The sequence below is a fragment of the Vibrio sp. VB16 genome (assembly GCF_015594925.2).
GTDB lineage: Bacteria > Pseudomonadota > Gammaproteobacteria > Enterobacterales > Vibrionaceae > Vibrio.
This window is the reverse complement of the sequence record NZ_CP087591.1, coordinates 1,363,406-1,383,518: the sequence shown is the minus strand read 5'-3', so window position 1 is coordinate 1,383,518 and position 20,113 is coordinate 1,363,406. Positions and strand designations below refer to the sequence as shown.

The window sequence follows — 20,113 nt, the reverse complement described above, 5'->3', positions numbered from 1 at the left end:
TGATTGACTTTCGACTCAGATCCGCTAATTTGGACGAATCAATTCCTCAACAATGTTCCATATGTTCACGGGGTATTGTTTACAGTTAAAATGAAAAATACCAATTATTTGTAATGTATAATTGGTAGAATAACAATTGACTATGTTAAGCCTTACAAGACAGGACGACGGATATGAGCAACAAATTAGAGCAACTTCGTAAAGTAACCACAGTAGTAGCAGATACAGGTGATATCGAGGCGATTCGTAAGTATAAGCCAGAAGACGCAACAACCAACCCTTCTCTTATTCTTAAAGCGGCACAGATTCCTGAGTATGCTCCTCTTATCGATAAAGCTATTGAGTATGCAAAATCTCAAAGCAGCGACAAAGCACAACAGGTTCAAGATACTTGCGACATGCTTGCCGTTAACATTGGTAAGGAGATTCTTACTACTATTCCAGGTCGAATCTCTACTGAAGTAGACGCTCGTTTGTCTTATGATAAAGAAAGCAGCGTGACTAAAGCTCGTCAGCTTGTAAAAATGTACAACGATGCAGGCATCCCTAATGACCGCATCCTTATCAAATTAGCCTCTACTTGGGAAGGCATTTGCGCCGCTGAAATCCTAGAAAAAGAAGGCATTAACTGTAACCTAACGCTTCTTTTCTCATTCGCACAAGCACGAGCATGTGCTGAAGCTGGCGCTTTCCTGATTTCTCCTTTCGTAGGTCGTATCATGGACTGGTATAAAGCGAAAGAAGGTCGTGACTTTGAAGCTCAAGAAGATCCAGGTGTTCTATCTGTTACGGCTATCTACAACTATTACAAAGAACATGGTTACAACACGGTTGTTATGGGTGCTAGCTTCCGAAACATTGGTGAGATCCTTGAAATCGCAGGTTGTGACCGTTTAACGATTGCACCTCAACTTCTACAAGAGTTAGAAGATGCACAAGGTGATCTTGTAGAGAAACTCGTTGCGACTACTGACATAAAAGAGCGTCCTGCACGAATGTCTCACGCTGAGTTCTTGTGGGAACACAACCAAGACCCAATGGCGGTTGAGAAACTTGCTGAAGGTATTCGTAATTTTGCTGTCGACCAAGGCAAATTGGAAACGATGATCGCTGCAAAACTTTAATATCCTCAAATTTTAATAAAGGCGCTCCACTAATACTGGGGCGTTTCTAAATAGAGATTCATAAAATGGTTCATCCCATTTTCAAATATTAAAACTCATTGGAATCAAAAAATGGAACGTAAACAACTAGCAAATGCAATCCGTGCCCTTAGCATGGACGGTGTTCAAAAAGCCAACTCAGGTCACCCTGGCGCACCTATGGGTATGGCTGATATCGCCGAAGTACTTTGGCGTGGTCACCTAAACCATAACCCACAAAACCCAGAGTGGGCTGACCGAGATCGTTTTATACTGTCTAACGGCCACGGCTCTATGCTGATTTACTCTCTGCTTCACCTTTCAGGTTACGAGCTTTCTATTGACGACTTGAAAAACTTCCGTCAGCTACACTCGAAAACACCAGGTCACCCAGAATATGGCTATGCACCAGGCATTGAAACCACGACGGGTCCTCTTGGTCAGGGTATCACTAACGCCGTGGGTATGGCATTAGCTGAAAAAGCATTGGCCGCTCAGTTTAACCAAGAAGGTCACGACGTTGTTGACCACAACACTTATGTGTTTATGGGCGATGGCTGTTTGATGGAAGGTATCTCTCACGAGGCGTGTTCTCTTGCGGGTACTTTAGGCCTTGGTAAGCTTGTTGCATTTTGGGATGACAATGGCATCTCAATCGATGGCGAAGTAGACGGTTGGTTTACAGACGACACACCGAAACGTTTTGAAGCGTACGGCTGGCATGTTATCCCTGCGGTAGATGGTCACGATGCAGCGGCTATCAATGCAGCGATTGAAGCGGCGAAAGCAGAAACGGGTAAACCTACTCTTATCTGTACTAAAACAGTGATCGGTTTTGGTTCTCCTAACAAATCAGGTACTCACGACTGTCACGGCGCACCACTAGGCGCAGACGAAATTGTTGCAACACGTAAAGCGTTAGGCTGGGAGCACGGTCCTTTTGAAATTCCATCGGAAATCTATGCGCAATGGTCTGCAAAAGAAGCAGGCGCAGCTAAGGAAGCAACGTGGAACGAGAAATTTGCAGCTTATGAAGCAGCATATCCAGAGCTTGCAGCAGAATTCAAACGCCGCGTAAACGGTGAGCTACCAGCAGAATGGGAAGCAAAAACGTCTCAAATCATTGCAGACCTTCAAGCTAACCCAGCGAATATCGCTTCACGCAAAGCGTCTCAAAATGCATTAGAAGCGTTTGGTGCGATGCTACCTGAATTTATGGGTGGCTCGGCTGACCTTGCGCCTTCAAACCTCACCATGTGGTCTGGCTCTAAGTCAATCACACCGGAAGATGCATCGGGTAACTACATCCATTACGGTGTGCGTGAATTCGGTATGACGGCTATCATGAATGGCTTAGCCCTTCACGGTGGTTTTGTTCCTTACGGCGCGACCTTCCTGATGTTTATGGAATACGCACGTAATGCCTTACGCATGGCTGCACTGATGAAAGTGCAGAATATCCAGGTTTATACGCATGACTCCATTGGTTTGGGTGAAGATGGCCCAACGCACCAACCGGTTGAGCAGGTTTCTTCTCTACGTTTGACACCAAACATGAGCACATGGCGCCCTTGTGACCAAGTTGAATCCGCCGTGGCTTGGAAATTCGCTATTGAGCGTAAAGACGGCCCAACATCGCTTATCTTCTCTCGCCAAAACCTAGCACAGCAAGAGCGCGACGCGTCTCAAGTTGCTGACATTGCTAAGGGTGGCTACGTATTGAAGGATTGTGATGGTAAGCCTGAGCTTATCCTTATTGCCACTGGCTCAGAAATTGAGCTTGTCGTTGCAGCCGCCGCGCAACTGACAGCCGAAGGCAAAAAGGTACGCGTTGTCTCTATGCCTGCAACGGATGTATTTGATAAGCAAGACGCCGCTTACCGTGAAGCCGTTCTACCTGCTGACGTAAGAGCCCGTGTTGCTGTTGAAGCGGGTATTGCTGATTTCTGGTACAAGTACGTTGGTTTTGACGGTCGTATTATCGGAATGACCACCTTTGGTGAGTCGGCTCCAGCAGGTGAACTCTTCAAGATGTTCGGCTTTACTGTCGAGAACGTGGTTAAAGCCGCGAATGAAGTGCTCGCGTAATCGTACGAGCCATCGCGAAATCAGTCATTCTGTCAATAATGACTGAACAAGAAAAAACCGAGCTTTTTGCTCGGTTTTTTTAATTTCAATCTTACCGCTATCTATTGAATTCCTAACAGGAATCGATCGACTAAGAGAGTGTATTTCTACTCATTATCTTACCGTTAAAGGTGGTATAATTATGGCATCGTACACTGGTCAGAAGTATATATAGTGAAAAATACCGTAGTTGAAGTCTGCGTTGATAATGTTGAGTCATTACACACTGCCATTGACGCAGGCGCAAAACGAATAGAGTTATGTAGCGCGTTGTCTGTCGGTGGTATTACACCAAGTTGGGCGTTTTCACATTATGCAGTGAAGAATAGCACTGTGCCTATTTATGCCATGATTCGCCAACGAGCGGGAGATTTCCTATTCTCCTCAAACGAAATTGACATGATGACGGATGAAATACAAATGATGCGAGATCTAGGTGTCGCTGGTATTGTTATTGGTGCACTCAATGCCAATGCCACTATCAACGTCAACGCCTGCCGACAATGGATCAATCACGCTGGCGATTTAGGTGTTACCTTCCATCGAGCCTTTGACATCGTACAGGACTGGCAGTATTCACTCGAACAAGTCATCGACCTTGGATGCGAACGAATCTTAACTTCTGGCCAACAAGCAACCGCCGATAAAGGCATCAACGAAATAAAGCAGTTCGTCGAACAAGCAAACCAACGCCTTTCAATTATGCCCGGTTGTGGTGTGAACCAACATAACGCCTTGCCATTAATTGAAACGACAGGCGCAACCGAGATTCACTTATCCGGTAAAACTCAACGTCAATCCGCAATGATTAACCTCAATTCCCAAGTAAGCATGGGAGCCGAAACAAGTGGTGACCAGCTTATCGACGTGACTTCTTTTGATAAAGTACATGCTGTAGTGAATCTACTCAATGGATAAGAAGACTCGAACACCAACACTCGCCGATGTGGCCTCCCTAGCCGGCGTTTCAAAAGCAGTAGCATCACGAGCGTTATCTGGAAAAAACAGACCCATCTCAGCAGATAAAAAAACACGCGTTTTGAAAGCAGCCGAAACCTTAGGGTATGTTGCCAACCCTTTTGCTCAAAGTCTCGCCAATAATGAAACTGGGCTTGTGGCCATTGTGGTCAATCATATCTCAGATGTCAGTGACCTCACTTTGTTTGACTCTCTTATTCAGAGCATTCAGGCCATAGGAAAACGCGCACTCTTCGTTCGATTAAAATCATTGGATGATATAAAAGCGTTACAAAAAAACTCATTCGTTCAATACGTTGATGCCGCCTTAATTTTTTCTGATCTTATCGAACCAACACTTGCTGAATCCCTGTTTTTTACAAACAATATCATCATGCTTAACGGAAAGAGCCAGCAAGATGGCTACTCAGTAATAGTCAATGAAGAACCTGGGATCTTAAGTGCGGTTCACTACGCACAGTCGATAGGTGTTACTCGCGCTATTTTAATTGCTGGTCGCCAATCCTCCGTCACCGAAAAGCAGCGTGTTTCTCATTATTTACAACAATTTCACACCAACGGAATTCAACTCATCAGTTCCACTTTTTGTAACTATTCGTACGATGATGCATTAAATTATCTGCAATCATCTGATATTTCGGACTCCTCTAATCTAGGTGTATTTTGTACATCAGACTCCATGGCGATGGCGGCTGTTGATTACTTTAATCGAATGGCCTTACCTCGTAATCATTGCATATTTGGGTTCGATAATACTGAATTTTCGCGTCGCGGAAACTATCAGTTTTCGACTATCGGTTACAATAAACATGATTTTGTACAGGCCATTATTTCGATTGTTGATCACGTTCAGTCTTCTCAAGGAATCAACATTAGCCATAAAGAAACAGACAATAAAAAATGGCTTCCTTTAAAAGAAAGCCATTGGATCATTGAAACTCAGTTCTATCTAAATAATCAAGATAGCCTGTAATGGATTAGGGGTTACCATATTGGCTTCAATGTTGGAGGGTTAGCATCTGCACCCCACCATTTTTTATATGATGTCTCATAGTCACCAGAACTAATATATTCAGATACAAACATATCCATCCAACGTAAAAACTCTTGATCGCCCTTTCTGATACCCACACCGATCGGATCATTTGACAGTAAGCCAGGAAGTGTCTCTAAACGATCCGTTTGCGTCGCCAAATAATCTATCAAAGAGCTGTCTTCAATACCGGCATCAACTCGACCTTGGCGCAGCAACAAAATGCCATCTGGTGCAAAGTTATCGGTATACACCAATGTCGCTTCAGGGACTTCACGCTTTAAGAACGTTTCGCCCGTTGAACCACGACCAACAACCACTTTTTTGCCTTTTAAATCCGCTAGAGAATTAATTGCCATCTCTTTTTGATGAATAATTCGTAAGCCGGCTCGCGCATAAGGAATTGAGAAATTAACTGATTTTGCACGTTCGAGCGTCGCTGACATATTACCAATAACAGCATCAAGTTGGTCGGAAAATAACATAGAAACACGCGCATCACCGTGCACATCAGTAAAACGAGCTTCCACGCCTAGCTTCTCTGCCAAACGATACGCAAGGTCGACATCATAACCGACTGGTTCATTTTTCTGATTACGAAAACCGATAGGCTCACCACCTAAGGAAACACCAATTCGAATGTAGCCTTGCTCACGAATATCATCCAGTTTACCCGCGATAGCAGCCGATGAGCTCAACGCGATCACTCCAGACAACATTGTCGTTAATATAGATCTCAATTTCATAGTTTCGTCCCTTATTAATATTTTTCCGCAATGCATTCTTGCGGTTTGTCCATACCGGTTTTATATACCCAGTATATAATATCTCCCTCACAGCCAACATTGACCACTCGGTGATTGTCCTTGTTATCAATGGCATGGATAACCACGCCACCTAAAAATCCACCTTTTAACCTGACAAGCTCTTCAATGGCCAACTCTACTGCCTGTTGTAGCGAATAACCGAGTCGCATCGCCATGACAATTGAATACGATGTGTTTGCACGAATAGTCATCTCTCCGGTATGAGTACAAGCCGCGGCACCATAACGGCTATCGGCATAAAAGCCAGCACCCACAATCGGGGAGTCCCCTAAACGACCTGGGTATTTCCACGCCCAACCAGAAGTACTCGTTGCGGAGTAAATACTGTCTTGATTATCCTTCGTAAGAAATACCGTGGTATCTCGTACTTTTTCTGGATCCGTGATCATCGTATTTAGAGGAGCAAGATCACACTGGGATAGGTCTGGATTCTCTTCCCCCATTATTTCTTGAAGCTTTTTCCACCATACTTGTTTGGAATCTTCGAGAAGTGGGTTAGAACAACTAAAGCCCATCTCATTGGCAAAACGGGTCGCACCCTCACCGACCAAAATTTCGTGATTCAGCTCTTCCATCACTTTTCTTGCGACACGGGTGACATGGAAATGATCTTTAACAGCACCCACCGCACCAGTTCTCAATGAGTCACCATCCATCACCGCGCCATCAAATTCCATCTCACCAAGAAGATTAGGCCATCCGCCATAACCAACGCTGCGAATACTCGGTTCCGCTTCTACTTTCTCTATCCCATGGACAATGGCATCCAAACCGTTATCGCCGTTATCTAGCATCGTTGCTGTATCGTCAATACCAGGCCAAGCTTCTGAATTCGAGAGAACAATCATTATTTACTATCCATTTTTTCTAAAAATCTAGCGATACGCGGGTCTTTCTTTCCACCCTCTTCCGAAAAGAAATCGTTTTTCTCCAAATCGACTCGAACCTTCCCTTCATCTAAGAAAACAATTCGATTGGAGATTTTCTTTGCAAATGCGATTTCATGCGTGACGAAAATTAGGGTTGTGCCCGTTCTGGCAAGCTCCGCCAACACATCTAACACCTCGGAGGTCATCTCAGGATCAAGCGCACTCGTGACTTCATCTAATAGAAGATATTCAGGCTCCATCGCCAGAGCGCGACAGATACCGATGCGTTGCTTTTGACCACCAGACAATTGTGCCGGGTAAGCATTCATTTTGTCTGCGAGATCCACTGTGTTTAATAGCGTCATTGCTTTGCTCGTCGCTTCTTCTTTTGTGCGTCCCAAAACCTCTATAGGCGCAAGAGTGATATTGTCTAAAATCGTCAAATGAGGGTATAAATTGAAATGCTGAAAAATCGTAGACACATTTTTACGTATCTCCGCCAATTCAGCTTTCTTGCTCACCTCTAACCCGTCCACCGTGATGCTACCAGCCTGAATTTTTTCTAATCCATTAATACAACGGATCAACGTGGACTTACCGGAGCCACTCGCACCAAGAATGGAGATGACATCCCCTTTATTGATAGTCAATGACACACCTTTCAGGATATGAAGTTCACCAAAGCGTTTTTCTACATTGCTAATTTTAATCATGATAAGCCTTTAAATATTTTCCCAATGCTGATGTTGCTTCAGCTTATTTTCAACACGCTTGCCTGCTTTTGCTAACAGCCATGACAGCACAAAGTAAGTCGCACCAATAATTGGCCAAACCGCAAAAGGCTGCCATGTACGTTGGTTCAGTATTTGCCCCACTTTGGTAATATCCATCACGCCGATGACCGAAACCAATGACGTAACTTGTAGCTGGTTAACTGCTAAGCCAATCAGAGGTGCGATGGCGACCAGCAACGCTTGAGGAGTAATAATTTTGGTCAAAATTTTCATCTCAGAAAGCCCAAAACTTTGCGCCGATTCAATTTGACCTTTATCGATAGAAGAAATGGCCGAGACAACAATGACGGAAACAAACGCGGCGGTATTCCCCGTTAACGTAATCATTGCGGCTTCCGTTGCTGTTAAGTTCACCCCTAAGAAAATAGGTAGACCAAAGTAAATCAAAAAGAGTTGGACCAAAACGGGCGAGTTTTTAAGGAATTCACCAACAAATGTCGACGTCGCACCAAGGACAGGAAGACGATAATGACGAGTCAGAGCCAATGCAATTCCGAAAACAGACCCAAATAGACTCGAAACAACAAACACATATAGCGATATGGAAATACCACTGAGCAGCACAATCAAGTCATAAGGAACAAATTCGTGATTCGACATATCTATTCTCCGACCGTAAATTGTTGATTGAGCTTCTTATGAATACCCGTAATGATGAGTGATAACGCATAGGTCAGCACGCAATAGAAAAGCAACAAAAAGAAATAAACTTCAAACGGTCTGAAGGTTTCCGCAGCAATTATTTTTGCGGTACCCGTCAATTCATTTAACGTTACTGTCGACAAAATCGATGTGGTTAATATTAAATTGATGAAAACAGAACCGATTGGCCGGATAGACGTTCGTAAGGCGATAGGCAATATAATCTTGCTGTATATCTTTTTCTTTGCGATACCAAACGACTGAGCCGCTTCAATGATTCCCATATCCACTTGTTGAACACTCGCCCTAAGAATATCGGCGCAATACGCTCCAACCGCTATAGATAACGCAAGAACACCCGTGGTATAAGGGTCGATGAAAATCCCTAATTCTGGTAACCCATAAAAAATAAAGAAGACTTGTACAATAAAAGGAATATTTCGAAAACATTCGATATACCCATAACCAAACTTACTCAACGCTTTGTTCTGACTGACACACGCAAACATAATGCTTAGGCCGACAATAAAGCTGCCCACAATAGAAACCACACTCACCGCGGCGGTAATAGCGAACCCATCAATAAAAACATCGATATATTTAACGATAATACTGATATCAAACATGTGGTATTCATCCTCTATTGAAATCGGTTTCACTATACTCATAAAAACCCCATATCAGCAATAATTTATTTCTCCTTACGTCGTCGCTGTAACATTATTTATGCAAAATACACCTTACTTTTTCATTTGATATGTCATAAAAAGAGCAAAACACAGCGCATTCACCACTTATAAAAATGAAGTAGATAGGCGGTTTTATTAAAAATTGGCACTAACTTAAATAAAGGTGAATACGCAGATAAAGAGTTTTTTTCTAGCGAGGACAGGCACCTTATGAAACAGACTTATAATTCTCACTAAATCTTCTAATGCCTCGTAAAACAATGTATTGCATGGATACCATAACGATTTTCCCGCTATATTGGGCTAAACACCTGACATGGAAGCCGCTATGACCACTGCCAGAAGCCAACAAGTCTGTATAGAAGCCACGCCTTATTATCACTGCGTATCTCGATGTGTTCGTCGCTCCTTTTTGTGTGGGTATGATGAACACTCAAATAAAAGCTATGAACACCGAAGAGAATGGATAGAAGCTCGTATCAAAACACTTAGTACTATCTATTGTATTGATATCTGCGCCTATGCGGTGATGAGTAATCATTATCATTTGGTTGTCCATATTAACAAAGGCAAGCTCGACTCGCTGACCGATTTGGAAGTCATTGAACGCTGGTCATTGCTACACGCAAAACCGGTTATCATCCAACTATTTTTGGCCCATCAGTTGAGAAGCAAGGCCGAATTCAAGGTTGCTCTCAGTATTATCGAGCAGTGGCGTGAGCGCTTATATAGCCTTAGTTGGTTTATGCGTGAACTCAATTTTAAGATAGCGATGAAGGCTAATAAAGAGGATAACTGTAAGGGACATTTCTGGGAGAGTAGATACAAAAGTCAGGCTTTACTTGACGAAAATGCATTACTTGCGGCGATGGCGTATACCGACCTTAACCCCGTTCGTGCGGGTATCGCTAAAACACCAGAATCCTCGGAGCACACTTCCATCAAAGACCGTATAAATGCTCTCGATAACCAACAAACAACCGCACCTAATTTATTCCCTTTTATTGGGAACCCAACCAATGAAATACGCAATGGCATACCGTTTAGATTGATGGACTATATAGAATTGATGGACTGGTCAGGAAAAGCCCTGAGGGACGGTAAGGCAAACATAAATAGCCAATCACCACCTATCCTAGAAAGGCTTAATCTGACCCAGAAAGAATGGCTGACAGTCTGTACTCAGTTGGAAAGAAAGCGCGCTCTGTTAGTTGGCAGTAAAAAGAGTATTCACTCGGCTTTGCCTCAATTGCAACGAAGTCGGATACGCGGTTATCAACTAAACTAACTTGAATTGCCATTTCTTCACCACAACCAACGTTGAAAGTACGTTTACCTCATACTTGCAGCTCTACTATTTCTGCAATAGCTAAAACTCGATTAATGCTATAGTTACGCGGACACATTATTTAAAACCGACATCAAAACTATTTAGTTTCACGATATTTTTGGGTCGAGTAAATCTGCTTGTTTGTTTTTCTTAAGGTGTATGTCCCTTGGGCTTTTTAAGGTGTATGTCCCTTGGGCTTCTCTTGGGCTTCTTAAGGTGTATGTCCCTTGGGCTTTTTTAAGGTGTATGTCCCTTGGGCTTCTTATTGGGCTCTTTTCCTTCGATTATGCCAAGGCAAATCGCACCGCTGCTCGAGCATGGATCTCAGTGGTATCATATAGAGGCACATCGGTATCCGCTTGTTTCACCAGCAATGCGATTTCCGTACAACCGAGAATAACAGCTTGAGCACCCTGCGCCTGCAGGTCGCCAATGATTGTCAGGTAAGCATCTCTAGAGCGATCATTTATTTGTCCTAGGCAAAGCTCATTATAGATAACCTCATGAACCGTATTCGCCTGGTCTGGTTTTGGAATATCGACGTCAATAGAATAGGAATCTATTAGGCGCGATTTATAGAAATCCTGTTCCATCGTGAACTTGGTCCCTAACAGCCCTACTTGACTAACACCGTCATCGACAAGTTGTTGAGCTGTCGCATCGGCAATATGTAATAGTGGAATGGAGACTGCCGATTGAACCTTGTCGGCGACTTTATGCATAGTGTTGGTGCAGATCAAGAAAAAGTCCGCTCCTGCAGCTTGTAACGATTGCGCCGCCGCTGACAATATATCCGCCGTTTTATCCCACTCTCCTTGATGCTGAAGTGTTTCTATTTCAGCGAAATTGACGCTGTACAACACTAACTTTGCAGAATGAAGCCCGCCGAGCTGCTCTTTTACACCGCGATTGATTGCGAAGTAATAGCTTGCCGTTGACTCCCAACTCATGCCACCTATCAAGCCTATTGTTTTCATTACCATTCCCACGTTTAATTTCAACTAAGTAAGATTAGCGTAAAGTTATCCAAAAATGAATTTAGTTTGGCATCAGAGACAAAAAAGACGAGTTGGCAAGAGGCGGCTAGAGACCAAGGGTTAGAAATTAGCGATGAATTTTATGAACAAATTATTGGTGTACATTATAAGGTTGGTTTCCACACCCTATTTAAAATGTTGCAAGCCAAAGGCATTTTATGTGCACTTGTCACCTCTTCACATAGACCAGAAGTGTCAAGTTAAAAAGTATTAAGGTTGAAATATTTCACCCGTTTCAACGGTTACATACACCTTATTCGCTCTTTTTGTACCACCACAATAAACAAAGTAGACAGGTTCAATATCAAACGTTCGCGACAGAACCCAACCGTCCATCAACTCAAAATCTTCGTAGCGGCATGTCCCGTCTTCGATAAGCTTACGTGTTGCAATAACAAACTGATCTTGATAGGTCATAAAATCATCCGATTTATTCACTAACTTCAACATGTTTTTTCTAATCTCTCTTTCGGTAATAATGGGTTTATTGTGAGATATAAAATCCATATGGACCCAGTCTGCAACATCATTGCCACTCTGATGGATTTCATATTCAGAAATCCTTACCCAATCGCCTTTTATCTCTAGGGCTTTCAGTGATTCCCCTTTACGCAGTGCCGACCGAATAGAGGCGTTTTTTCTAGGGTATGACCTAACGTTAAGCTTATTGGTATCAACAAAATAATCCATATTCACTTTTACAACCGTTTTAGTCTCCATTTCTGGTTCTACTACTACTGCGGCAACCTCTTCAGGTACAGTCAACCCAGAGTCATCATTCATCATGAAAAAATAGTAATACGCTCCCCCTCCAGCCCCTGCTAAAAGTAGAAGTACGACAATAATAATCACGATTTTCTTCATAAATTACGCCTATTTATGCCCACGCCTGACCTTTCATTTATAACGGATAATTGTTTATTTGAATTAACAGTCCATCCCTTTATATCGGCCACATTTCAAAATACTTTAGTCGGCTAAGATTAGCAAATTAGGGTACGTAACATGCGGAGTAGTTTAATATCTAACGCTTTGATTTTGTATTTTCGTTGACTAACGGTGTGGCTAAGTATTCAAAAAATGGAACGGCATCTTAGGTGTGAAGTTGAGCAGGCAATGTTTAGAACACCATTACATTAGATAGGTATAAAACGGTCCGTTAAGTAGATACAGCCAATGTTCACGATGTTCAATAATACAAAAAAGGTAACACTACTACAGAAGACCCGACGCACGTTTTAGAGGACAATTAATGCGGTTTAGTTTGAATGAACTTCATATAGGCATTGGGCTTTCCATTTATATATTCGGCTGCCGAGTGTGTATTACTATCCGCATTGCCTATAACACGGTACTCTATGAAGTCTGCACCATCTTGAAATACAACAAATAAAAAACCTTCAACTATTTTCCAAGACCCTTCTCGCTGTTGGGAACCAAACATATCTTGTTCATAAGCCTTTCCGTTAGGCCTAAGTATCACTTCCGTCGACTCACCATCACTGGTAATTTTTACCCAAGGCTGTAAATGAACCTCAAAGTTCAGAATTTTCCTGCGTTTTTTACACCACGAGTCTAACTCCTCTTTCTGCCTTTCGGACAGATGAGGTAGGTTATCAAGCGACAGAAGCTTGTACTGATTTTCAACCCAAAAGAGTTGTATATGAAGAAGCGTCATTTAAGTGCTCAAAATTAACCACAAAATTGTGATTTATATCTAACTATTTTAGCTTACTTTGATACAAACCGTTAGATAAGTCAATTAAGCACCGTTGATTGACAACAGAGTACTGTTCAAAAAGTATTGCACTTATTGATAAATGGGAAGGTATTGAGTGTGATTATTTAGGGATTGAATAGAGGCAAATTATTGAATAATTTCTGTCGCAGAGAACATGCGCCTATAAACAGATTATAGGCGCATTTAGGCTAAAAAAGAGTCGGTAAACCAGCTGCTTCACACGCTTTGTTTAACCTTACTTGAGCCGTCTTAATATTCTCTTCCCATTTCTCATCTTGGGCCCACATCTCTATGACAAGGGGCACGACAATATTAGACTTTTTAATGGTTTCGAATATGGCGTCAAAATCAACTTCACCCTCACCAATAACAAGGTCACGGAACTGTCCTTTATATCCTTCTTTCACTTTGTAGGTGTCCTTCAAGTGAATCTGAGTGATATTTGGAGCACTTAACGCAAGCTCTGTACAGGTGTCATAATTCCAACCATTAATATTACCGACATCAGGATAAGCGGTAAAAAATGGTGAACGAACCTCTCGATTAAGGACTTCAAACTTACTTAATGAGTTAAGATATTCGGTATCCATTATCTCTACAGAGAGCATTACGCCTGCTTTTTCAGCTAACTTAGAACAATAACGCATGCCTTCTATAAAGCGTTTATGTGTTTCTTCATTGGCAGGTTCATAATAAACATCATACCCGGCGAGCTGAATGTTACGCACACCTAACTTATAGGCCAGCGTTATCGCTTTCTGCATATGAAGCGCGGCTTGGTCCCTAACCTCAGATTGAGCAGAACCAAAAGGAAACTTCCGATGAGCGCTTAAACACATTGATTGAAGCGGAATACCATATTGCTCGCACAGATGACGAAGCCCATAGATCTCTTCATCACTCCAATCCAATCGACTACGGCGTTCATCCGACTCGTCTATTGATATCTCAAGAAAATCGAACCCTAACTCTTTGGCTTTCTTGAGCCTACTCTCCCACGAAAAGTCATTTGGAAGCGCTTTTTCATAAAGCCCAATACGGTGGCGTTCTAAGTTATTAAACATACCCTTCCCTACTTACCAGTAACGGTTAATCTGCTTACGCAATGCTTCTGCTGTCTCTCTTCCTTTATCTCCTGCAAGCGCACGACCGGCAATGAAGGTTTTCGCTTTAATACCTTCAAAAAGATGCAGTTCTTCCGGTACAATGCCGCCCGTAATAGATAGCTCAATACCTAAGTCTGACAATGCTCGCATTTTGTCTAGATCAGCGTCCGTCCAGCCAACTCCAGCGAGTTCTGCATCACGAGAGCGATGATAAATAGCCTGCTTAATGCCTAGGTCAACCCACGCCTGTGCATTTTCCATGGTCCAATTACCGTAAATTTCGATCTGAATTTCACCATTGAACTCATCCGCCACTTTTTTACACGCTGCAATTGTTGCTATATGCGCAGCTGCAGACACCGTTATCCAGTCAGCACCAGCTTCAAAAGCCATACGCGCAAGAATGGCACCACCATCCGTCGTTTTCATATCACAGACTAAGATATGGTCTGGATGATTCTTTCTCAGCGTTGCAACAGCGGTCATTCCTTCCGCAAACGCAAGAATCGTTCCTACCTCTATAACATCAACAAAGCTTTCAACGTTGTTGGCAACAGCAATGGCACTGGTTAGGTCAGTTTGATCTAGTGCGATTTGAATCATTGGTTTAGTCATAATTTTATCCTTTAATTTTCTCACGAATAAGATGGGCTAGCCCACCTTGGTTGTTATCTGATTGACACACGAGATTAGCGGTAGCTTTAACTGTTTCATCGGCATTGCTCATTGCAACGCCTAACCCCGCTAGTGTGATCATAGAAATATCGTTGTGGTTGTCACCCACCGCCATTACTTGCTCTGGCAGGTAACCATGTTGCTTTAAATATTCAGCTAATCGGCTGCCTTTTGAATTGCCTTTAGCAGCAAAATCGACCCGATTGAACCAAGAACGTTCTCCAGAAAAGTTATCGCTTACAAAATTTAAAGACTCTAATTCAGCGATATTTTTCGGATCTCCTTCGATGACAAATTTCCATATATGTTCGGCTTCATCAATCTCTTCTTCGAAAGAATCAACACGTCTGATACTTGGCCGCAGATGCTTGTCAAAACTATCTGCCCAAGACTCTAATGCCTTCATATAGTCAATAGGTTGACGACGTGAATAGACCATAGAGTGAGTGGTATAAAGCACAACTTTCATGCCATAACCTTGAGCCAAATTTAAAAAATTTTTCGCATTTTGTTTGGAAATAGCGTTTTCTATGAGCACTTTATGATTGCGATAATCATAGATATAAGTTCCGTTACAACAGATGGCCGGCGTATCCAGTTCAAGTTGCTCATAATAAGGTTTTGCAGCAGTATGATGACGACCGGTTACCATCAATACGTGGCATTTTTCCTTCGCTTCTCGAATCGCTTGTACAACATCTGGATGAATACCATGTCGGCTGTTGAGTACTGTTCCATCCATATCGAGCGCAAGAACCTTATACATGACTGCTCCTCCCCATTACTGATCGTTAACGTTATCGCTGTCCATAATAGGCATTGGCACCATGTTTTCGGTTGTAATGCTTATCTGATAGCTCTGATTGAATTTTAATATCGCTATTGAGAGAACGAGTCGCAAGAGCCATTGCAGAAACCTCTTCTAAAACGACCGCGTTGTGAACCGCATCTTTGGCGTCTTTTCCCCAAGAAAACGGAGCATGACCGGCAACAAGAACACTTGGTACCGCTTGAGGGTCAATATTTCGGTTATGAAACTCTTCAATAATCACATGACCCGTATTTTTTTCGTATTCAACGTCTATTTCGGCAGGCGTTAAATTACGCGTACATGGGACATCACCGTAAAAATAATCCGCATGAGTCGTCCCAAGAGCGGGAACATCTAAGCTCGCTTGTGCCCAAACGGTCGCACTTCGAGAATGGGTATGAACAACACCACCAATATTTGGAAACGCTTTGTAGAGTTCAATGTGAGTATCGGTATCACTTGAAGGGTTCAATGTTCCTTCAATTCGTTGACCTTCAAGGTTCACGACAACGATGTCATCAACACCCATATCGTCATATTCCACACCTGATGGTTTGATCGCGATAACACCTAATTTACGATCGATTTCAGAAACATTTCCCCAAGTAAATGTTACCAAACCGTATTTAGGTAATTGCAGATTTGCATCTAATACGCGTTGCTTAAGTGCTTGATACATATCTTTTAACCTTATTTTGGATGTAAAGAATCACTCGGCACCTGCGTTGAGAAGCCGACCTTTACATGAATGAAATTGTAGTACTAAAGCTCGATTAAGAGCGCTTTAGCTAATTGAATTTATTCCGCTAATGCGGCATCTATCACTTGATACACGTCTTCCACTGATTGGCAGGCCAAGAGCTTTTCAACATCAACGCCAGATTCGCTATCTTCATCATCAAGTACTTGAGTAACTTCCATCAGTCCTTCCATATGCTCATCAGATGAGCCTCCTGCAAGTGTTACCATCACTCTGACTTGTTCACCCTCAATATCGAGTGGCGTTGCCAAAGTAACCAATGCAAAAGCCGTTCTGTTAACGCCATCCTCAGGGCGAGCATGTGGCATTGCAAAGTCTGGAGCGATACAGATATAAGGGCCTAATTTTTCAATACTACGAACAATTGCTTTGTAGTAACTGGGTTCAACCGCTCCTGATGCTTCAAGCATATCAGTGCCGATTTTAATCGCTTCACGCCAGTCCGACGTCTCTACATTTAACTTAATTGAATTGTTTTCGATTAGTGATTGTTTAAAACCCATTATACATCTCCAGTAAAAAGGGTTGCTAGAAAGGGCTCCTAGCAACCTTTGTTTCTTATTATTTATTAATATTTGTACTTTTTAACACGGCTTAGTTGGTTCTTTGAGCCGCAAACGTTTTGTCGATTAGCTCTACCAATTCATCACCAAATGTATTCGGGTTAAGCATATTCTGAACACCTAGAATGTATTTGCCTTCGCCTACTTCCATTTCGCTTGAAAGGTGCTTAGAAGAAACGATGATATCGGTTGAAGATAATTTCGACTTATAATCTGATACCGCACAAGAATCCATCACATGCGGGATACCTTTCTTCTCTAGATATTTACCGATTTTCATTTTCATCATCATTGATGAGCCTTGACCGTTACCGCAAACCGCTAGGATGCTGATAGGTCGAACGCCATCTGATTGTGCGACAGCTTGTTGTACTGCTGCTATCACTTCTGGTGCTTCTTGTTGTAAATCGTTGCCGCCATCTTGCGCTTGTGCATCTTCTTCCGCACGTAATTGCTTAGATGCGAAGTAGAAGTATACGAATGCTAATGCAACCAATACCCAGATGAATGATTTAGATGCAGAGATACCAGCAAAGATAGGTGGGAAGACTAATGCCCAATCGGCCATGCCCATCCAACCGCTAAACTCAACACCATGACCACTGATTAATTGAATTGCCCAAGCTGAACCAACCACTTCGATAATACCCATCACGAAACAGATCTTCATTACCGCTTTCCAACCACCGAAGTGGTTTGCAAATACACCAATGGTTGCGTTAGAGAAGAACATTGGGATAAAGCCAGGAATAATCATGATTGGCGAGTCAAACGCCAACATAGCAAGTACGGCTGTAAACTGACCAATAGCACCCCACATGAAACCAAACACCATTGCGTTTGGAGAAAATGCATAGATAGCCGCACAGTCAATAGCAAGAACCGCATTTGGAATAACGCGCTCAGAGATACCTTTAAATGCCTCAGACAATTCCGCAACGAACATACGTACGCCAGCAACGATAACTTGAATAGCAACAGCAAACTTAAGACCGGTTTCTAGAATATAGATAGACCAATGCGTTTTGCCAGCCATTGATTGAAGGTTATCAAGACCGAAAGAAAGAAGAATGATGCCAAAGAAAACTGTCATTACGATAGCGGTAGCGGCAATGCTATCGTGGAAAATATGTAGCCATTTTGGCAACTCAATATGGTCTACGCTGTCATTTTTATCACCTAGTTTCGGAGCGATTTTAACCGCAATCCAAGAAGCAACTTGTTGTTGGTGACCAATAGAGAAGCCAGCACCGCCGGTTACTGCTTCAGTAGGCTTAAACATGATGTTGGCTGAAATACCCCAATATAGAGCCATCAATATTGCTGAGTATATGATGGTTTCCCACATTGTATAATCAAGGATATAGTAGAAAACAGCAACTAGGCCGGCTTGCTGGAACATGATGTGCCCAGTAAGCATGATAGTACGTACGCCTGTGAAGCGGCGGAACAGTACCATCACAATATTAAGACCAAGCGCTAAAAGAACGGCATAACCTACCCAAGAGTAGTCGTCACCCATGTTCTCCATTGTCGCCATCATTGTGGTGTATGGGTCGATAACAGAACCAGTTAAACCGTGGAATTCAGAAAGTTTTTCTATAACAGGTTTGAATCCCTTAACTAGCGTTCCCGCACCCACTTGTACCAGCATAAAGCCGACAATTGTTTTTATTGTACCCTTGATGACTGTCGTCGTATCACGTTTCAACAGACAGTAACCGATGCATGTTACCAAACCAAGTAGTAACGGTGCTTTCGTCATTACTTGACTGTAAAAAATATAGAATACGTCGTATAAAAACTCCATATTTTTACCCCTTTTCATTTTTTAATAGTTTTGTATAGGACAGAGCTAATTGATCTATTATCTGATAAATTAACTCACGATTGTTTTGCTCACGTCACTAAACATAACAATCATAAATAATCATTCAATGCTCATTCGTGATTATTTTGATTTAAATCAATAGTACTCACCATTGACCACAAAAAATGTTGTTTGGATCCACAAAAATGACCAAAAACAATCACGTTCTATATAAAACAATGACTTACATGTTTTATATGACGAGATTCAAAGTTTATAACTAGTATGATTTGACATGACAAACTGTGACCATTAGACTCACTACGAGTCAAAAGTAATCACGTAGTAATCATTTTGTGATTTGCACTGATAAAATAGTTGGTACCATATATGAACGAAGTACAACGACACAATGGCATTCTTTCTTTACTTGATGACAAACACGCCATCAAAGTAAGCACTATTATTGATACTTTTAATGTTTCTCCAGCAACAGCAAGAAGAGATCTCTCTAAGCTTGATGATTTGGGAAAATTAAGAAAAGTTCGTAACGGGGCTGAACGTATAGAAAAGCTTAAGAAAGTTTGGTCACCATTAGGTCCTGACAATACTGAGCATTATGGTGAAAAGACGAGAATCGCTGCTGCTGCTGCTGGTTTATGTGATAGAGGTGATAGTGTCGTTATCAACTGTGGCTCAACTGCATTTATGTTGGGACAAGAGTTGTGCGGTGAAGACATCAAAATCATTACCAACTACTTTCCGTTAGCAAGCTACTTGATTGAACAAGACCACGACTGCGTCATCATTACGGGTGGTCAATACAATAAATCTAAAAATATCTTCTTAAATCCAACACCTGAATTAACAGGAACGTACGCTGGGAACTGGATGTTTACCAGTGGTAAAGGCTTTACCGAACAAGGCCTTTATAAAACAGATATGCTCACAGCGGTCGCTGAACAGCAGATGTTGGAACAAGTCGGTAAATTGGTTGTGGTGGTAGACAGTTCTAAAATTGGACAGCGCTCGGGCATGTTATTTTGCACCACATCCAAGATAGATATCCTAATCACAGGCAAAGATGCTGATCAAACTGTTATCGCAGCACTGCGAGAAAAAGGCATCGAAGTCATTCTAGTTTAATGAATCAATACGGTTATTAACAAATCAAAGGGT

General features: G+C 42.2%; 21 protein-coding genes. 7 read left to right on the top strand and 14 right to left on the bottom strand.

Translation table 11 applies throughout. The annotated features are described in order from the left end of the window. Positions 1 to 173 precede the first annotated feature (173 nt). The 4 genes from tal to IUZ65_RS22630 all read left to right on the top strand — a co-directional run bounded on the left by tal (position 174) and on the right by IUZ65_RS22630 (position 5,220). On the top strand, positions 174 to 1,124 hold the full coding sequence (gene tal, locus IUZ65_RS22645; RefSeq protein ID WP_195706263.1) for a transaldolase: 951 nt from the start codon (positions 174 to 176) through the stop codon (positions 1,122 to 1,124). A 111-nt stretch (positions 1,125 to 1,235) separates the two neighbouring features. Continuing rightward, positions 1,236 to 3,230: a transketolase gene (tkt, locus tag IUZ65_RS22640; protein ID WP_195706262.1), complete on the top strand. Its 1,995-nt coding sequence runs from the start codon at positions 1,236 to 1,238 to the stop codon at positions 3,228 to 3,230. A 213-nt stretch (positions 3,231 to 3,443) separates the two neighbouring features. Beyond that, entirely contained in the window at positions 3,444 to 4,187 is a 744-nt protein-coding gene (locus IUZ65_RS22635) for a copper homeostasis protein CutC (protein WP_195706261.1), read from the top strand. After that, complete coding sequence (locus IUZ65_RS22630) at positions 4,180 to 5,220, top strand: LacI family DNA-binding transcriptional regulator (RefSeq protein WP_195706260.1); 1,041 nt, start codon at positions 4,180 to 4,182, stop codon at positions 5,218 to 5,220. Before IUZ65_RS22635 ends, IUZ65_RS22630 begins: the two co-directional genes overlap by 8 nt. 11 nt (positions 5,221 to 5,231) lie before the next feature. On the opposite strand, the gene IUZ65_RS22625 is transcribed toward IUZ65_RS22630, so the two are convergent. The 5 genes from IUZ65_RS22625 to IUZ65_RS22605 are packed head-to-tail and all read right to left on the bottom strand — an operon-like array spanning position 5,232 to position 9,080. Next, positions 5,232 to 6,026 (bottom strand): transporter substrate-binding domain-containing protein, encoded by a 795-nt coding sequence (locus IUZ65_RS22625; RefSeq protein WP_195706259.1) that lies wholly within the window; start codon positions 6,024 to 6,026, stop codon positions 5,232 to 5,234. A 14-nt stretch (positions 6,027 to 6,040) separates the two neighbouring features. After that, positions 6,041 to 6,955 carry a N(4)-(beta-N-acetylglucosaminyl)-L-asparaginase gene (locus tag IUZ65_RS22620; protein WP_195706258.1) on the bottom strand — a complete coding sequence of 305 codons (915 nt, stop codon included), beginning with the start codon at positions 6,953 to 6,955 and terminating at the stop codon, positions 6,041 to 6,043. Next, positions 6,955 to 7,689 carry an amino acid ABC transporter ATP-binding protein gene (locus tag IUZ65_RS22615; RefSeq protein WP_195706257.1) on the bottom strand — a complete coding sequence of 245 codons (735 nt, stop codon included), beginning with the start codon at positions 7,687 to 7,689 and terminating at the stop codon, positions 6,955 to 6,957. Before IUZ65_RS22615 ends, IUZ65_RS22620 begins: the two co-directional genes overlap by 1 nt. 9 nt (positions 7,690 to 7,698) lie before the next feature. Next, entirely contained in the window at positions 7,699 to 8,370 is a 672-nt protein-coding gene (locus IUZ65_RS22610) for an amino acid ABC transporter permease (RefSeq protein ID WP_195706256.1), read from the bottom strand. A 2-nt stretch (positions 8,371 to 8,372) separates the two neighbouring features. Then, positions 8,373 to 9,080, bottom strand: a complete 708-nt coding sequence (locus tag IUZ65_RS22605) for an amino acid ABC transporter permease (protein WP_229638287.1) — start codon at positions 9,078 to 9,080, stop codon at positions 8,373 to 8,375. A gap of 349 nt (positions 9,081 to 9,429) precedes the next feature. Here IUZ65_RS22605 and IUZ65_RS22600 point away from each other — a divergent pair, with 349 nt between their 5' ends. After that, entirely contained in the window at positions 9,430 to 10,389 is a 960-nt protein-coding gene (locus IUZ65_RS22600; protein WP_195706255.1) for a transposase, read from the top strand. 326 nt (positions 10,390 to 10,715) lie between these two features. Here the strand turns inward: IUZ65_RS22600 and IUZ65_RS22595 are convergent, their stop codons facing one another. Beyond that, positions 10,716 to 11,408, bottom strand: coding sequence for an aspartate/glutamate racemase family protein (locus IUZ65_RS22595; protein ID WP_195706254.1), 693 nt, complete (start codon positions 11,406 to 11,408; stop codon positions 10,716 to 10,718). Positions 11,409 to 11,474: 66 nt separating this feature from the next. Here IUZ65_RS22595 and IUZ65_RS22590 point away from each other — a divergent pair, with 66 nt between their 5' ends. Continuing rightward, positions 11,475 to 11,672 carry a hypothetical protein gene (locus IUZ65_RS22590; protein ID WP_195706253.1) on the top strand — a complete coding sequence of 66 codons (198 nt, stop codon included), beginning with the start codon at positions 11,475 to 11,477 and terminating at the stop codon, positions 11,670 to 11,672. A gap of 6 nt (positions 11,673 to 11,678) precedes the next feature. Here IUZ65_RS22590 and IUZ65_RS22585 read toward each other — a convergent pair whose 3' ends face one another. The 8 genes from IUZ65_RS22585 to IUZ65_RS22550 form a co-directional block, all read right to left on the bottom strand. After that, positions 11,679 to 12,332 (bottom strand): SH3 domain-containing protein, encoded by a 654-nt coding sequence (locus IUZ65_RS22585; protein ID WP_195706252.1) that lies wholly within the window; start codon positions 12,330 to 12,332, stop codon positions 11,679 to 11,681. Between the two features lie 385 nt (positions 12,333 to 12,717). After that, entirely contained in the window at positions 12,718 to 13,146 is a 429-nt protein-coding gene (locus tag IUZ65_RS22580; protein WP_195706251.1) for a hypothetical protein, read from the bottom strand. A 251-nt stretch (positions 13,147 to 13,397) separates the two neighbouring features. Beyond that, positions 13,398 to 14,273 carry an L-ribulose-5-phosphate 3-epimerase gene (locus IUZ65_RS22575; protein ID WP_195706250.1) on the bottom strand — a complete coding sequence of 292 codons (876 nt, stop codon included), beginning with the start codon at positions 14,271 to 14,273 and terminating at the stop codon, positions 13,398 to 13,400. 12 nt (positions 14,274 to 14,285) lie between these two features. Further along, complete coding sequence (locus IUZ65_RS22570) at positions 14,286 to 14,930, bottom strand: 3-keto-L-gulonate-6-phosphate decarboxylase UlaD (RefSeq protein ID WP_195706249.1); 645 nt, start codon at positions 14,928 to 14,930, stop codon at positions 14,286 to 14,288. Positions 14,931 to 14,934: 4 nt separating this feature from the next. Then, positions 14,935 to 15,756 carry a Cof-type HAD-IIB family hydrolase gene (locus IUZ65_RS22565; RefSeq protein ID WP_195706248.1) on the bottom strand — a complete coding sequence of 274 codons (822 nt, stop codon included), beginning with the start codon at positions 15,754 to 15,756 and terminating at the stop codon, positions 14,935 to 14,937. 31 nt (positions 15,757 to 15,787) lie between these two features. Further along, entirely contained in the window at positions 15,788 to 16,480 is a 693-nt protein-coding gene (locus IUZ65_RS22560; RefSeq protein ID WP_195706247.1) for an L-ribulose-5-phosphate 4-epimerase, read from the bottom strand. Between the two features lie 119 nt (positions 16,481 to 16,599). Continuing rightward, positions 16,600 to 17,064 (bottom strand): PTS sugar transporter subunit IIA, encoded by a 465-nt coding sequence (locus tag IUZ65_RS22555; RefSeq protein ID WP_195706246.1) that lies wholly within the window; start codon positions 17,062 to 17,064, stop codon positions 16,600 to 16,602. Between the two features lie 91 nt (positions 17,065 to 17,155). After that, the gene (locus IUZ65_RS22550; RefSeq protein WP_195706245.1) at positions 17,156 to 18,934 is read right to left on the bottom strand and encodes a PTS ascorbate-specific subunit IIBC; all 1,779 of its coding nucleotides are present in this window, start codon (positions 18,932 to 18,934) and stop codon (positions 17,156 to 17,158) included. A gap of 390 nt (positions 18,935 to 19,324) precedes the next feature. Between IUZ65_RS22550 and ulaR the strand changes: the two genes are divergently transcribed. Beyond that, positions 19,325 to 20,080, top strand: coding sequence for an HTH-type transcriptional regulator UlaR (gene ulaR, locus IUZ65_RS22545; protein ID WP_195706244.1), 756 nt, complete (start codon positions 19,325 to 19,327; stop codon positions 20,078 to 20,080). Positions 20,081 to 20,113 lie beyond the last annotated feature (33 nt).